The sequence below is a fragment of the Brevibacillus sp. BD137 genome (assembly GCF_041644655.1).
Taxonomy (GTDB): Bacteria; Bacillota; Bacilli; order Brevibacillales; family Brevibacillaceae; genus Brevibacillus; species Brevibacillus brevis_D.
Genome location: NZ_JAOTNO010000010.1, coordinates 60232 through 75058, shown reverse-complemented (window position 1 = coordinate 75058; position 14827 = coordinate 60232). Strand labels below are relative to the sequence as shown.

18 protein-coding genes are annotated in these 14827 nt (G+C 46.4%); 6 read left to right on the top strand and 12 right to left on the bottom strand.

The features are described from left to right. Window positions 1-12 precede the first annotated feature (12 nt). The 12 genes from ODZ53_RS20385 to ODZ53_RS20330 form a co-directional block, all read right to left on the bottom strand. A complete protein-coding gene (locus ODZ53_RS20385) occupies window positions 13-246 on the bottom strand; it encodes a hypothetical protein (RefSeq protein WP_372679552.1) in 234 nt (77 codons plus the stop codon). A 69-nt stretch (window positions 247-315) separates the two neighbouring features. After that, window positions 316-1518, bottom strand: coding sequence for a Ger(x)C family spore germination protein (locus ODZ53_RS20380; protein WP_372679550.1), 1203 nt, complete (start codon window positions 1516-1518; stop codon window positions 316-318). A gap of 52 nt (window positions 1519-1570) precedes the next feature. Next, window positions 1571-3082, bottom strand: a complete 1512-nt coding sequence (locus ODZ53_RS20375; RefSeq protein ID WP_372679548.1) for a spore germination protein — start codon at window positions 3080-3082, stop codon at window positions 1571-1573. A 126-nt stretch (window positions 3083-3208) separates the two neighbouring features. Continuing rightward, window positions 3209-4183 carry an aldo/keto reductase gene (locus ODZ53_RS20370; RefSeq protein WP_372679546.1) on the bottom strand — a complete coding sequence of 325 codons (975 nt, stop codon included), beginning with the start codon at window positions 4181-4183 and terminating at the stop codon, window positions 3209-3211. Window positions 4184-4258: 75 nt separating this feature from the next. Next, complete coding sequence (locus ODZ53_RS20365; RefSeq protein WP_372679544.1) at window positions 4259-5065, bottom strand: sigma-70 family RNA polymerase sigma factor; 807 nt, start codon at window positions 5063-5065, stop codon at window positions 4259-4261. A gap of 22 nt (window positions 5066-5087) precedes the next feature. Next, window positions 5088-5669: a lytic transglycosylase domain-containing protein gene (locus ODZ53_RS20360; RefSeq protein ID WP_372679542.1), complete on the bottom strand. Its 582-nt coding sequence runs from the start codon at window positions 5667-5669 to the stop codon at window positions 5088-5090. Next, window positions 5663-6238, bottom strand: coding sequence for a dTMP kinase (locus ODZ53_RS20355; RefSeq protein ID WP_372679540.1), 576 nt, complete (start codon window positions 6236-6238; stop codon window positions 5663-5665). Before ODZ53_RS20355 ends, ODZ53_RS20360 begins: the two co-directional genes overlap by 7 nt. A 4-nt stretch (window positions 6239-6242) precedes the next feature. Next, window positions 6243-6662 (bottom strand): hypothetical protein, encoded by a 420-nt coding sequence (locus tag ODZ53_RS20350; RefSeq protein ID WP_087342257.1) that lies wholly within the window; start codon window positions 6660-6662, stop codon window positions 6243-6245. Window positions 6663-6699: 37 nt separating this feature from the next. Then, window positions 6700-7254 carry a sigma-70 family RNA polymerase sigma factor gene (locus ODZ53_RS20345; protein ID WP_012684397.1) on the bottom strand — a complete coding sequence of 185 codons (555 nt, stop codon included), beginning with the start codon at window positions 7252-7254 and terminating at the stop codon, window positions 6700-6702. Between the two features lie 318 nt (window positions 7255-7572). Continuing rightward, complete coding sequence (locus ODZ53_RS20340) at window positions 7573-7740, bottom strand: hypothetical protein (RefSeq protein ID WP_012684395.1); 168 nt, start codon at window positions 7738-7740, stop codon at window positions 7573-7575. A 90-nt stretch (window positions 7741-7830) separates the two neighbouring features. Next, the gene (locus tag ODZ53_RS20335) at window positions 7831-8091 is read right to left on the bottom strand and encodes a hypothetical protein (RefSeq protein WP_372679537.1); all 261 of its coding nucleotides are present in this window, start codon (window positions 8089-8091) and stop codon (window positions 7831-7833) included. Window positions 8092-8184: 93 nt separating this feature from the next. After that, window positions 8185-8439, bottom strand: a complete 255-nt coding sequence (locus ODZ53_RS20330) for a hypothetical protein (RefSeq protein ID WP_173626883.1) — start codon at window positions 8437-8439, stop codon at window positions 8185-8187. Between the two features lie 134 nt (window positions 8440-8573). Between ODZ53_RS20330 and ODZ53_RS20325 the strand changes: the two genes are divergently transcribed. The 6 genes from ODZ53_RS20325 (at window position 8574) to ODZ53_RS20300 (ending at window position 14802) form a co-directional block, all read left to right on the top strand. Then, window positions 8574-9005: a hypothetical protein gene (locus ODZ53_RS20325; RefSeq protein ID WP_372679535.1), complete on the top strand. Its 432-nt coding sequence runs from the start codon at window positions 8574-8576 to the stop codon at window positions 9003-9005. Window positions 9006-9109: 104 nt separating this feature from the next. Next, on the top strand, window positions 9110-9961 hold the full coding sequence (locus tag ODZ53_RS20320; protein WP_372679533.1) for a hypothetical protein: 852 nt from the start codon (window positions 9110-9112) through the stop codon (window positions 9959-9961). A gap of 169 nt (window positions 9962-10130) precedes the next feature. After that, window positions 10131-10535 carry a hypothetical protein gene (locus ODZ53_RS20315; RefSeq protein ID WP_372679531.1) on the top strand — a complete coding sequence of 135 codons (405 nt, stop codon included), beginning with the start codon at window positions 10131-10133 and terminating at the stop codon, window positions 10533-10535. 98 nt (window positions 10536-10633) lie between these two features. Then, window positions 10634-10864, top strand: a complete 231-nt coding sequence (locus ODZ53_RS20310; RefSeq protein WP_372679529.1) for a hypothetical protein — start codon at window positions 10634-10636, stop codon at window positions 10862-10864. 59 nt (window positions 10865-10923) lie between these two features. After that, the gene (locus tag ODZ53_RS20305) at window positions 10924-14178 is read left to right on the top strand and encodes a hypothetical protein (RefSeq protein ID WP_372679527.1); all 3255 of its coding nucleotides are present in this window, start codon (window positions 10924-10926) and stop codon (window positions 14176-14178) included. Window positions 14179-14190: 12 nt separating this feature from the next. Continuing rightward, the gene (locus ODZ53_RS20300; protein WP_372679525.1) at window positions 14191-14802 is read left to right on the top strand and encodes an S-layer homology domain-containing protein; all 612 of its coding nucleotides are present in this window, start codon (window positions 14191-14193) and stop codon (window positions 14800-14802) included. Window positions 14803-14827: the final 25 nt, after the last annotated feature.

Sequence of the window (14827 nt, the reverse complement as noted above, 5' to 3'; positions counted from 1 at the left end):
CTGGCTTCTGCTTCATTCCACAGTTCCCAAAATGAAGTCGCTGAATGGTTTATAGACAAATGTGATCCAGTCCAAGGGGTTGGGAATACTCACCTTAAGCGATTCGGCTATCCCAAGTCCCGTCCCAACTACAAGCAAAATGAAGAAAACCAGCATTTCCTTTTTCATCGCGTTCCTTCTCAAATAAGGCACCTCAAAGAGGGCAATGAGTAGACTGATCAGCAAAATCAATATGATGGTCCACATGCTGTGCAGTGCACCTACTTTTTTTGCAGGATTACCTTTACCATTTCCATGGATGGAAAAAGTTATGCTCTACTCCTTTTTCATGAAAGGAATAAACGAATTGCCCACTTTTCCTGTTCGCCTGATCTTCACGTCTGTTTTGATTTTCACTTTCAGGTTGGGGAATTGAGAATCCCAATCCTCTTTTACCTTTTCCCACCCTTTGGGGTCATTTTTGTAGATCGACTGGCCAAATCCAAAAACATCCGATCGGTATTGCTTTTGCGCTTTATGGATGGCGCTTACGACTTTGCCTCGGATCTGCTTTTCTACGTCAGCTTCCAATTTGTAGATGGTTTTGGGATCGGACAAATCGTTGCTGCATGCTACCTCGCCCACATTGCCTTCTGCGGAAATGCTCACTTCCACTTGTGGTTTTCCTTTTTCCACCTTGCCATTGACAGTTGTTTTGCTTCGGATGATCTCAATGACAATTTTATTGTTTTTATCACAAGGAATTTCTTCTACTGTACTGTCCACCCTGTCTGTGATGTAGCTGAATCCGATGCTTTCCTCTTCGTTAAACCACCCACGTAGCTTGTCTCCTTTGAAGACACCGATTTCGTGATACCTCAACAGCGATGACTGGCTTTCCTTTTGGGAATTACTCCCGGAAGTCCCCATATGTACCTTCCCTTTCGGATTAACGCCTACCAACACTGGCTCGATCCCGTCCCGTAGCAAATCCGCAATAAATTCATCCAATTGAATGGAGACAATCGATCCCCAGGCACTCTCTGCTGTTTCCAAGCTTTTATAAAGCTTCGTCGCCGGGATTTTTTCCAGTGGATCGATCATGCTGAGAATTTGTAGTGCTGTCGCGTCCTTGGCTAGAATGACATAAAAGTCAGGCCGGACCTCATGATCGCGAAATAACAAATCCAGCACTTCCTTTGCCCCTTCTTTTGCTATCTGCTCCCCCAAAACCAGCACCTGGATATGGGAAAAGTAAAGCCTTCTCGGGGTTACCGTTGTCATTTTCCGGATTCCCTCAAAAATGCTAGCTGCCTGCATGCTGTAAGTCGCAACAGATGATTGGTTCATTCCCCCTCCCTCTTTTGACGCTACCCCTCCCGGATTGACGATTTGGGCGGATATCACGTACTCTCCGTCAATTTTGTCGATACCTGTTCCCATGACGATCGCCAAATCATTCAATTCTCTACGATTCCAGCAGCCTGTCAACAAAACGAGAAGAGCAAGGCTCAGGAGGAACACCCCTTTTCGTTTCATGCCGTCTCCACCTCGGTTCATCATTTTTCATCACCTCGGCTCGATACTTGCGCTATATTTTACTTTTTCGTTCTCTGACGCTGTTTTTCTGGCGCAAAAAATGGGGACGCGTATGCATCATCCAGATAGGAATCCGAAGCAGCGTATCCTTTTGATCCGCCAGATTCACTGGGGCCAGCGGAGCCATATACGGGACACCAAACGAGCGCAAGGTGCACAGGTGAATGCACAAGGCGATCATCCCCACAAATATGCCGATAAAACCAAAGCTGGCGGCAAGTGCTATCAAGCCGAACCGCAACAGTCGAATCGGAATGGACATGGAAAAGGAAGGGAAGACAAAGCTGGTTATTGCCGTAATGGAAACGACGATGACCGTAGCGGGTGAAACCAGTCCTGCCTGCACAGCCGCTTCCCCCAGCACAAGTGCTCCCACGATGGATATGGCTGATCCAACCGCCCTCGGCATGCGCACTCCTGCCTCTCGCAGCATTTCAAAGGTAAACTCCATCAACAGCGCCTCGACTGCAGCAGGGAATGGCACTCCTTCACGCTGGGCTGCTATGCTCATGAGCAGGTTCGTTTGCAACATTTCCTGATGAAAGGTGGTAATAGCAACATAAATGGATGGACCAAGCAACGCGATAAAAAAAGAAATAAACCGCAAAATACGCAGGATCCCAAAATCTGCACGCATGTAATAGTCCTCTGGAGACTGGAAGAATTGGACAAAGACGGCTGGTACCAACAAAACAATCGGTGTACCGTCCACCAGAATGGCGACGCGCCCTTCCAGCAGCCCGGCTGCCACCGAGTCTGGACGCTCTGTATTGTAGATGGTCGGAAACGGCGTGAAGGTATGGTCCTGAATCATTTCTTCAATGTTCCCGCTCTCCAAAATTCCGTCGATCTCAATCTTTCCCAGCCGCTCTTTTACTTCTGCCACTACGCTGTCCTGCACGACTCCTTTTATATACATCATGGCGACTTTGGTCTGTGTCATGTCCCCGATCTGCACGGTCTCCAACCAAAGTTTGCGATTATTGATCCGCCTGCGCACCAAAGCCGTATTGGTTCGGAGGTTTTCCGAAAACGCTTCTCTGGAACCCCGAACCACCGTTTGCACAGAAGTCTCCTGAACACCACGGTCTTCCCACTGCTTCGTATTTGCGATAAAGCCGTAGGAACATCCATCTACCAAAATAACGGTATCCCCCGTCAATAGCGCATCATACAAATGGTCAAAGTCATAGACCTCTTCCACTCCACCGATCGTCAGCAGGAAATCCTTCATTAGTATCAATGATCTTTCTTCGCACTCGGCTTCCGCCGGGATGTGCGCTTTTTTTGCATGGAGCATCAGAGACTCCATGAGGCTGCTAATCATATTTTTATCGACCAGGCCCTCGGTGTACAAAATTCCTACCACAATCTGATCAACTGCTTCCAGACGTACTTGCCTCGTCACGAGATCCGTGCTGTTGCCCAGCTCTTTTTTCACCTTTTCCAGATTTTCGTCCAGCGAGCAATGAAAAAGCGCAGATTGTTTTTTTGTATCAATCATTTCGAATCACTCTTTTTCCAATTCGGGATATGTTTACTATCCCTCATGGCTGCGGGGTCTATGCTGAACGCAAAAAAGCCCCCCTATTCAAGGAGGCTTTGGGACTGAACATGTTAGTCATCATTGTTACGGCAAACGATATACGGCAAATGGTTCCCCATTTCGATACGTATCGCTCAATCGGTCTAGCTCTGCCAAGGTCGCTTCATCCAACGCCAACGCTGTACTTTGCAAATTATCCGTAAGCTGCCCTACACTGGTCGCGCCCACGATCACCGAAGAGACAGCCGGCTTGTGCATAAGCCAAGCCAGAGACAGCACACTGGAGGATACACCTAGCTCCGCCGCTATCCGACTGATTTTACGTCCAAACTCCAGCTTGTCTTCACTTAACAACCGGACGAAACGCGGCTCCTTGTCCGCCCGCGAACCAGCCGGAGCCTGTTCTGCGGAGGTATATTTGCCTGTCAAAATTCCGCCAGCAAGCGGGAAGTACGGAATGATTCCCACCCCCTGATCAAGACAAAGCGGTACGAGTTCACGCTCCGGTGTCCGATCTGCCAATGAGTAGCTCACCTGCGTCGATATGTATCGATTCAGCCCTTCCCGCTGACTGATGCCAATTGCCTTCATCAATTCCCAGGCCGCATAGTTGGAAGCCCCGATGTAACGCACTTTCCCGGATCGAACCATGTCATCTAGTGCGCGGAGTGTTTCCTCCAAAGGCGTCTCTGGATCAAACGTATGAATTTGATATAAGTCCACATAATCGGTGCGCAAACGCTTCAAGCTGTTCTCCAGCTCCAGCATCAGGTGGTATCGCGATGAGCCTCTCTGATTTGGTCCTTCGCCTTTTACCAAACCAGCCTTCGTCGCCAAAACGACCTCGTGCCGCTTCCCTTCAAGAGCCAGCCCAATGATTCGCTCCGATTCTGTTTGCGTGTAAATATTTGCCGTATCAATAAAGGTTATCCCGTTTTCGATTGCGGTATGAATGATGCTTACTGACGTTAGCTCATCCGCACGCCCCCCGAATGAGTTCGTACCTAATCCCAATGCCGATACCTTCAATCCACTGCCACCGAGTCGGTAGTATTTCATTTTGTGATCGACCTCTTTTCATAATAGGAGTGCTCCTCTATTATCTCCTATTTGGGTGGGGATTGAAAAATAAGATTAGGAAAGTCTATTTTTCGAAATATTCTGTATTTTTTTCATAGTTCTTGATACACACATTTGGGATACATTTAAAAATTCTGCGGTTTGTGTCTGATTGTAGCCTGCCATCCTTAGTTGCAGGACTTGCCACTCTTTTAATGAAATTTGATTTTGCAGTTGCGCAAGCAAAGCAGTAACATATAGCTTGTCCAGCACGTACTCTTCCACGTCTCGTCCTTCGTCCTTCAAGACATCCAGAGCGGTGGCAGCTTCATGGCTAGAAGCGGATGCCTTCAAAAATGGCTCTTGTAAATACTTCACTGGTCTCCCGACATCCAGCGCTTTTTTGATCTGTTCCACATTTTCACCCAACAATTGGGACAATTCTTCTATGGTAGGGAGATATCCCATGTCTGCTTCGATTTTACTGATGTGATGGAGAATCGTTGTTGCCGTTCTAGTCGGTCGTACAATATTTCCGCTATCTCGCAAAAAGCAGTTGATCTCCCTCACAATCGTTATGACTGCAAAGGACGAAAACTTCACGCCTCTTGCTATATCAAAGGCTTTGATTGCCTTGATGATGCCCATTCTCCCCAATTGCAAAATATCCGCTTTTTCCAAACAATATTGCTTCACTAATGTCTCCGGCTTTCCGATATATTTGTGCACAGAATGCCAAATGAGCTCTTCATTTGCGAGTATAACTTCACCAAGATACTCACTATCTTCCTTGCAGCGGCGAATATTCTCCATGTTATACAAGGAATATTGTTCTTTTTTCTTACCCAATCTCTGATTTACGAACACAGCATGCTCACTCATAATACCTCCTCCCAGCCTATCTTTATGATCCTCTTAATAAGCCGCTCATTTTTTTGTAGTGGGCCATGACTTTTGTATAGTAGCCATCGTGATAACGATTTCGGTCGACATTTCCCTCGCCTTGGTTATAGGCGATGATACTTAAACGAAGATTTCCATATTTCTTTTGCAAGAGATCTATATACTTGATACCCGTCTGTAGATTGATCACGGGATCAAATAGGTCATCAGGGTGAACTCCCAGCCCGCTTCCTGTGCGCGGCATGATTTGTAATAATCCTCTTGCCCCCTTGCCGGAGATCGCGTCGTGCTGAAAACGGCTTTCCTGCCAGATCATCGCCATGATCAAAACCGGATCTATTTCAAATTGCTCAGATAATCCAAAAATTGTTTCTGTATAAAGCTCGACTGTAGCTTTATCAAGTCTCGGTGCAACCTGTGTGATTACGTTGGAAAGCTCCTTTTTTCTATACCACTGCCTATCTATGTCCCCGGCCAGCTTCACCACAGGATGAACTTCCGACAGTCCCTTTTCTACGACTGGCAGTACAGCATTTACGGGAATGAACACTGCGGCAACAATGCCGATGAACTTTGTTAGCACGTAACTCGCTTTTTCAGATGTAGCTGATGGACTGCTTGCAGAATGTTTTTCTGCATTCTTTCCACGCCGATTGCCGTATCCAGTGTATGTACCGATCGGCGCGAAGCATGGGCAAGAGAAAGATAGGCTTCCTGTACCTTTAGCAGCATGACATGATTCGCATCTACTTCGGTTCGCAGAAAAAAGGTTGCATCAGGTCGCTTCGTCAAATCACTCATCGTGGCATACCAGGAAAGGGGAGTATCTTTTATATAGAAGTAGTAGTAATTGGACAGTTCATAATGATCAATGATGATAAAATCAACGTTCTCCTTCGAAAGCCTCGCCATTTCTCGCTGATAGTCCAGAAAGTCCGCTTCAAAAAGCTTTCCTACCGCTTTCTCATCCAGCTCAATTTCGCAGCGAAGCCACATGCCAATGACCGCTCCGATCGGAGTATCTAAACGCGGAAATGATACTCTTTTCACTTTATATCCGAGGCATCTCAAATTTTCTTCCAGCAACGCCGCTTGGGCTTCCTTCGCATTGGCATCAATTCCTTCGAAAGCGACAATCGTGGGCTGTCTCATGGCACTACTCCGTCTCCTCATTTGTCGAGATTTCCTCTGCTGCTTCACGAAGCTTTTTCTCTGCTTCTAACTCAGCAGCCTGAGTAGCCAGATGATCTGCTAGCATTTGCTCGAATTCTTCCTTTGTAATCTCATAAATCTCGGAGTCGAGTGGGTTTACCGTGTATCCCATACCGTCGGTCAGTAAAAAGTTTGTGTAGGTCAACGGCTCCTCACGAAACTCCTGCTTTTCGTAATCGAAAGCAATGACTGCTTTTTCAATGCCCGCTACGCAACCGCCGAACCAGATATTTACCTCTTCTTCTCCACCTTCTGCTGTAGGTGTTGTATGCATATTGGTCGGAACGTGTACATATTTTCCAATGACCTGATGGGAGAGCTCCTCGGTTAATTCCTCATTCATCTTTTTCAACAAAACTGCCATGCTGGATCATTCCTTTTCATCGATTATTTGTGTATGTCTACAGCTCACCGTACTGCTTCAAAATTGCCTTGATGATTTGACACACTCTTTCCTTGCTGATATTGAATCTCTGGCCAATTTCCTCATGGTAATAGCCTTCACTTCTCATCTGGAGAATCAGCTTGTCTCGCGTGGACAGCTTCATATACTCCATGATGTCGAGCATCATCTCTACTTCCTCATATCGAAACTCCTCACTCGGAGCGGCAATACGGCTGATCATCGTTTCCTCTTCATTCTCATCTCCGCTAGAGACTAGAACTGCATTACTGTTTGTCAGGTTTTTTTGCGTGCCAGCTTTTCGCAAGCAGTCGCGAATTTTATTCGTAATCACATGATCGACAAAGGTAGTCACTCTGGCTTTTTCCTGATCGTAATCCTTCATCGTGCGATACACCTTTAAAAGAACCTCCTGGACGACATCATCATGAGTCATTCCAGCAAACGTCATCCCTGTCAGCTTGGCTTCACAGTTTTCCTTGGCCTTCTGCAAAAAATCATCGACTTTCCCTGCGAAAAATAACTCGTCCATTTGGTGAAGTTGATCTGTCATGAACTTCATCCCCTCCCCATGCTCCTATTCATAGTTGCTCTATCACACTAGGTAATGGGAGGAGGGTTTTAGCAACCAGCTTTCAAAATTTTTTTTGGGCAAGTTTGCAAGGTTCCAGCCGTGAATACTTTTCCATTCAAAATCTTCCAGGAGGCACACTGACGCTTGATGTACCATTGGCAATCGCGGCAAATGTCATGAACCACACAGCGACAAGTCATGGGCACGACATCCTGTTCCTTTGCTGACATCAAGATGTCGTTGACTGTCATTTTCTTTTGGCAGGCTTTTTCATAATCACATCCCTGACAGGCCATGCTACTCACCGATCCTGACGATCCCAATTCCTTTTAGGGACGCAGGATTCACTTGAACATGCTCGCGAAAGAACTCTTCCAAAACGGCTATGGGGGTGTCTTGGGTCGACGTATATTTCATGACCTGCACCTGCTCTCCATCTGCCGAAAAACTAATCTGATAGTACATGGCTTCTCCCCTCCTTTTGCTTCTTGTTGAATCTATACGAAGCGCTTTGGGATGAATTAAGCGGAATTTAAAAACAAAAAAACCAGCCGTTTATTCCAGCTGGTCCTCTACATATAATTCCTCTATCATTTCCTCTGTGATATTCATCTTCCCAAATTCCTGACAAACTTTTTGAAGTCCAAGCAGTAAGGAAGCATTTTCTGTGAAAACCTCGTTCAGATCCATTCCCAACATGCCAAGCGCGTCACTGAGCTCCTCCCAGCCTTCGCGATCGATATCCTCTCCTAGCAGAAATTCAGCTAATGCAGCAACAATTACGACATACAATACGGCTTTTTTGGATTCTCTCATTCTTTTCCCCTCCATTCTTATTCGTTGGAAATAGAATAGACAGTTTGGAATGAGTTATCTCCCTTTCAAAAGAAAAAGCCCGCTGTGGACGGGTTACTTTACATCTGCAATGATTTTTTGAATCAAACTTTCATCAATCAAATGGCTGGCTACTGTCAAAGCCTTTGCCATTCGTTCCTTATCTCCATCAAAAACCTCGTGAATAATGTGACGCACACTTTCTTCATTCAGCATGAAGTTCTTTGCCATCGCCATAATCCCAACTACGGCTTCATGATCTTCGAGCGCCTTCGCAGAAACTTTTTCCTTTGTTTGTTTAATGATGATTTGTATTCCATCACTTCGCAATGTTATGACCTCCTGGCTTCTATACGAACCAATTATATATTTCAAGGGAGACATCCTCCCTATCTGTCTAATCTATGAACGTGGAAGGAGCACATCTTGTTTCAAAAATCCCTAGAAAAGGAGGTGAATCATTCATGGTTGTCGACCTCTACCACCATCTCTATGAACTACTTTCTACGGATAGTCAGTTGCTCGCATTACTCGGAATTGCTCCAGAAGACAAGGACTCCCTATCCAAGCAAATTATCAAGCGAAGAAAACTCGCTCCGCTATCTGATGTTGCGAAGCCGCTCCTTTCCTTCTACGCAACCTCTGGAAAGCGCGACACCGATAATCCGCTCCTTCTCACCAGCTTTTTCCGATTAGATGTAATCGCTCCTGGCAATATCGAGCTAGCGCATCAAATCGCGAACCACCTTTTCCATCTATTAGACGGCAAAAGCTTATCGATGAATGGAATAGAAGGTTTGGACATGTACGTTGTCTCGCAGCAGGAATCCGATACGGGTCATTCCTCTGCGTACTGCTTCACACTGGTCACGAAGTTTACTTTGCAAGTTTGTTAGACATTTCAAAACCCCGTCTATCCTATGACAAGCTGATCGCGATTCCCTTTTCACATGATTCAGCAACAGCACACAAATCCCCTATCTAGAAGGAGTGACTTTCATTGTCTAAAAAAATGATTATCAAAGGTGTCGGTCAATTTCTTGCCAAACGCGCTTCCAAGGATGGAAATGGCGTCGAAGTCATTACGCTTGGTAATATGCAGGACCTGAAAATTGACATGAATGTTGAAATGGAGGATATCTTTGGCGGCGATGGACTCTTCGCCATTGACACTCTCGTCAAATCGAAAAGCATTGAGATTACCGCAACGGATGCCAAATTTGATTTGGCGGCTCTCGAGCTGATGATGGGCTCCAAGCTGCAAGAGCAAAAGAGCGACTATGTATATGTACTGGGTGAGCAAAAAGCAGTCACTGCTGGCAGCCTGGATCGTACAGCATCCACTGGTGGCGCTGGTGTTTGTGAAGTTGACTTTGGCGGTACCCTCTTCAACGGCGGCGGATTTGCTGTTCGTCTGAAAAATAGCAATCGCCTGTTGAAGCAAGTAAACCTGAGCACGTCTGCTGCTCCAAAAGCTGACGAATTCATGGTAGATACATTCAAGGATGGCAGCGAAGATAAAGCTCGTCTCATCTTCTCTCCTGCCCTGCTCAATGAAGATGTGGTCTTTAACTATCAACGAATCGAAACCGTAGACGTGGTCGACATTTTGATGGATGAAGTGCCATTCCCGGTTCATGTTGTCCATCACGGCTCCTTCCTGCAAAAGGACGGAACCTATGCAGGCATTGAAACAGAGCTGTTCTCCTGCATGGCAAAAGGCAGCTTCTCGATCGATGCGGCACGCTCCACAGCCAGCACTTCCGCTATTTCCTTGTCCGTTATTGATCCAGAGCGAGCAGATGGCAAGCTAGGCAGTGTGAAACGCTTCGTATCTAACAAAAAAGTGTAACTCTTTCGAGGGTAATCAGGCTGAGTGGAGAGCTCCGTGCTCTTCGCTCTTGCCTTGTATTTTTTCAAAGGGAATAACTTACAACGAATCATAGCGAACGACAACGCATTTTAGCAAGTAGATATATTTAACAAATACAATCTAGCATTGTTCTAGGAGGGATTCTTCCGTGCTAAACCACCAAGAAGATTTGGAAAAAAAACACGCAGAGATGATGAACCAGGAAGCTGTAGAGCGGATCAAAAAACAGCAGGAGGCTGATCTGGTAGAGGCTATTTTCTTTGAAGATGATAGTGAAATCAAGCTGCGTGACGGCAAAACCTACCGGATTCCGCCTGTGACCTTAAAAGACGCCCGCATCCTGATGAAAAAGCTAGGAACCGTTCATATCGACGCGATTATCCTTAATTTTCTCCCGTACGAAAACAAGGAAGAAGACTTATTCGATATCCTGCTTCTGGGCTTTCGCAACTACCCTACGGTTACTCGTGAGTACTTGGATGAACATTGTGATTTGGAGACGGCCAAAAAGCTTATTAACATTCTCATTGGTCTAAACGGCTTAAAAAAGTAGAGAGTGGCGAGGGTGACAGTTCCGCCATTCGCGATACGGAATCTGGTGAGCCACTTGATTGGGGCGATCTATTTTTTCATCTCCACAAGGATTGTGGTTTGAAGAAATGGGATATTTGGGAGTACACCCTTCCCCAAGTAGCAGAATTAATGAAGAGAGTGAACAAATACATTCAATTTGAGGTAGAGACACGCATGGGTTTTCCTTTTTTGAGAAGAAAGGGTACGAATTATGCTGCCAGTCCTCCCCATGCATCTAGTTCGCAAGACTATCAGGAAATTTCCGAAGACGATATTGCCGTACTTGGCAAAGTGTTAGGTGGTCTATAACCCGTTTCTGTCTATTCTAAGACCAGAACGGGATTTTTCTTTTGAGGAAGGTGATATTCATGGAAACTCAACGTTTGACCGATGTCCTCCGCTCTATAACGAATGCTGCACGGAGTTCTGTAGAGCAGTCGGCATCCCCATTTCGAGCCGAGCAAGCTATCCCATTTTTTCAAGCAATGAATCAGCAACTGTATGAATTACGCCAGATGATACGCGACATCGAGTCGAAGCCACTCAGCTTTTCCCGTAAGTACGAGTCTCAGCCAGTTTCCCAGGCTGCTCCTGCTTCCCGGCTGTCCGTAAGCACAGGAGCCATTTCCCCGTTCCGCTTTGCTACTGTCCCTAATGCTCCCGTTAAAAGAACAGAAACGTCCTACGGCAAAAGAAGCACCCTTTACCCACAAGCATGGGAAGAGGCTGCCGTAGATGTGTTGCAAAACATGATGAGCAACGGCCTTCATACGCTTATCGCCTCGATGGATATCGAAAATTGGGAGTCAGCGAAATCTTTGAATCGCCTGATAAAAAAAGCAGAGCGCAATTTTTTGTTCAAGGATACAAACATGATGGATTTGGCTCAGGCACGCGTTTCAGGGCGAACGCCGAATCAAAAACAAGTGGAAGAAGAAGCACATGGCTTGCGCGAATACTTGCGATCAGGAGTCAAACAAGACCTGCGAGATATCGCGCTAACACATGCCGTCAGCCTTGAAGAAGTAACCAAAGCCTACTATACGTCTTCTCGCCGATCAAATGACCCGCATGTAACGGTAGCCAATATTCGGGAGAAGGCAGCCATGTTACCAAATGACCCTCTTGCTCCCCAAACCCGGATGCAAACCATCTGGCAGGCAGCCTCCCTTGAAGCATTCGATATTTTTAAAAATCAGCCCCGTAGCTTTCCCACGCTTTTGTTACACCTGCTTCAGCGCATGAGGGAAAGTCAGAGCCAATTATCGCTCGCTGTTCGTCTGTTGAAAAATACTGCGGATCAATACGGAGGAAAAGCCGCCTACGTCAAAGCCCGGCGCAACCTTCATGAAGGAAGTGAGCAGCGAAGACAAGAGCGTGTTACCGCACTGCTTGGTCAATCCTCTTCTCCCTTTACACAAGAAGCGCTGGAGATCCAGTCCTGGCAATTGCAAAATCTGTCTTCCTATCAGGCAGCCCGCACTCGATTGATTCGCAACAGGCTCGAACAGAAAAAGGTCCAAGAGCTGTATCCGCACAATGACAAATTGTTAAAAGCACTGATTGCAGAAGAGAAAAAGCTGCTGAAACAGTTACATCTGCTCTGGCTGAAGATGCGCGATGTAGAGCGTCAGGCACATTTGCTCGCCAGCCGAATTCATTTGACTCAGCGGGCATTCGGTAGTTTGCAAAACACGATTACCACCTTGATTCCTGCCGTCACCTCGCTGGACGAGAGACTGCGTGCTCTCTCTGATACGTCCGTTGCTACTGATGAGCAAATCAAGAACATGACCAGTGACTTAAAGCAGCAGGAAAAACAGCTCCAGAAAACACGGGAAGCCTTGAGGGAATTGACAGAAGCACTGTCCACGGCTGTACCCAAACCTCCGAGTGCCGCAGCGGGTCCTCAGGCTGCTCCCTCAGCTCCCGCCGCCAGCAGTTCATCCTCTACCGCAAGCAAACTCCCCCCAGTTGCTGCTGCTCTCCTTTTTGAGGAGTTCTCAGGTGATCTCAAGACGAAGATACAGGAAAAGCTCAAAAAGAAGGAGGACAAGAAAGAATCGGACGATACGGAGGACGATACGGATGAGTCAAGCTCCACGCCGGATATCCCACCGAGAGGGAGCGCAGACAGAAATCCACCCCCTCCCCCACCGCCTCCCCCTCCAAACGAACCACTATGGCGAAAAGGATTAAAAAAAGCCGGGGCATTGTTAAAAGGTGTTGCTCTCGCACGCGTTGCCATGACAGCGGGAGAATTTTTGGATGGCTTAAACACAGATTGGGTGCAACCTATGTTTATGTCCGATACCCAGCGGCAAAGCAGAGTGTTGGAAAATCAAAAAGGCCTCGTGGACAAAATCACGAGTATTGACAAAATGCCTCCTGGTTTAAAGCATCTTTTTTTTGTAGATACCGCCATTACAGGTATTTCAGATGGTTTGATCAACTTACTGGGTGGCACTACTCCTTCATTTAGCGATTACTATAACGCTTTCGAAGCTGCTTCCAAATATGATGGCAAAGACCTCACAAATGAGTTAGATAATACCTTCCAGTTAGACAAGAAGGAAGCTCAACTCGAATTCGATAAATACAAAGCTGCGAACAAAAAACGTGAGGAAAAAGACAAGAACTCATTGCTTATCGATATCGATGACAGCGGCTCCAAGCTGGACAATACCCCAATTACTTCATGGGAAGAGGTCAAAACACTCGACCTTGGCAAAGAAGTGGTTGGTCATCACCTGGAAAGCCTCTCTCTAGAGGAAGGCAAGTTAAGATCGGAATTAGAGAGAACGCAGGCTACTCTTAGAAATCAAGGTAAATCCGAAGATTCTCCAGAAATGCTGAAAGCCTATGATGATTACTACAGTGGTATTAATACGAAACGGAATGAACACTTAGCCTTTTTCGAAGAGGTATTCGCTAAAATCCCTAAGGGTTCAGATGCCTCTAACGTAGTAGACTCAGTAATCGCTGATATAAAGGCGTCTATCGCCCAAAATAACTTCGATAAAAACAACCATACCTCCGGCACAAAAATTAATTCCGTGAAGGACAAGCTGAGCTCTGAGCTGGAAAGTAAAGAACTTCAATATTCGATCGACAGAAACAAAGCAATCTTGGCAGGCCACAGCGCAAACTCTGAAGTAGTAAAGAAGCTTGATGAAGAATATTTACGCAGTATCAATGAGACTTTCGAAGCGACGAGTTCTGAATTGGATCGCCTTTTGTCCGGGAACCAAATGAATGAGACATTCAAGAAAGACATCGAGAACTTAAAAAAAGGCCTCGAAAAAGCCAAATACGACAATCTCGTATCTCTGCACATGTCCAAGCAGCCCACCAAAGGAACCTTCAACATGCCCGACGGCTTGCAGCCACTGACATACTGGGGCATGCAAACGGCCAATGGAACACACAGCACCTACGACTTTACCTATGGCGGCGACAGCAATGTGAACATTACCATTGCCAACATGAGCGGAACGGAAGCTGACCTCCAACGCCTCGGCTCGACCGTCAGCGAAGCCGTTCGAAATACACAAGCAAGCCTTTCTACTGAATTAAGCCAACAAGTCCGCTCTGGAATCGCCACGAGCTACACGAGATTGTAAGGAGGTACAGAAATGACCCAACAATACACCTTTGGCACTGCCAATCAGCGCTACAGAAAAAAGCTGTTCCTTGATACTGGCTTTGAGTTCATGGAAGTAAACGCCCGACTCATCGAGCCGTATTCTCCGCCAAGCCCCCAGCCTTCCTTGCGCGAAATCAAAATCATTAACGCTCCCTCGCACATCCACCACTCCGGTTTTAGCAGCTACCAATGTTCATTGACCTTGCTTTTTCCAGACAAGGAATCGTATAACGATTACTTGAGCTACGCAGGCTGGACCCACAAGTTTTACGATGAAAAGGGAAGCATTTTTCTCGGAAGCGCAGAATCTATTACCCCCCAAGTCCTTGAGGCAGGACGGCGCTACAGTGTAACCGTCGATCTGATCCTCATCAAAAAAGACTCAATTGAGCGTGAATCACGCTTTCGGTTTCAAGATATTGAGGGACATTGGGCACAGAAAAACATTGAGGAAATGGCCGATCTCGGACTAATCACAGTCATTACCCGAGATGGGAAGCCTGTCATTTACTTCCGCCCCAATGATTTTGTGACGCGCGCCGAATTTATTGCTTTTTTGAATCGGACAAGGCGGCTGGTAGAGCGGATGATTCGGGAATAGCTGAGGCTGTTCCGAGTTTCTGTCT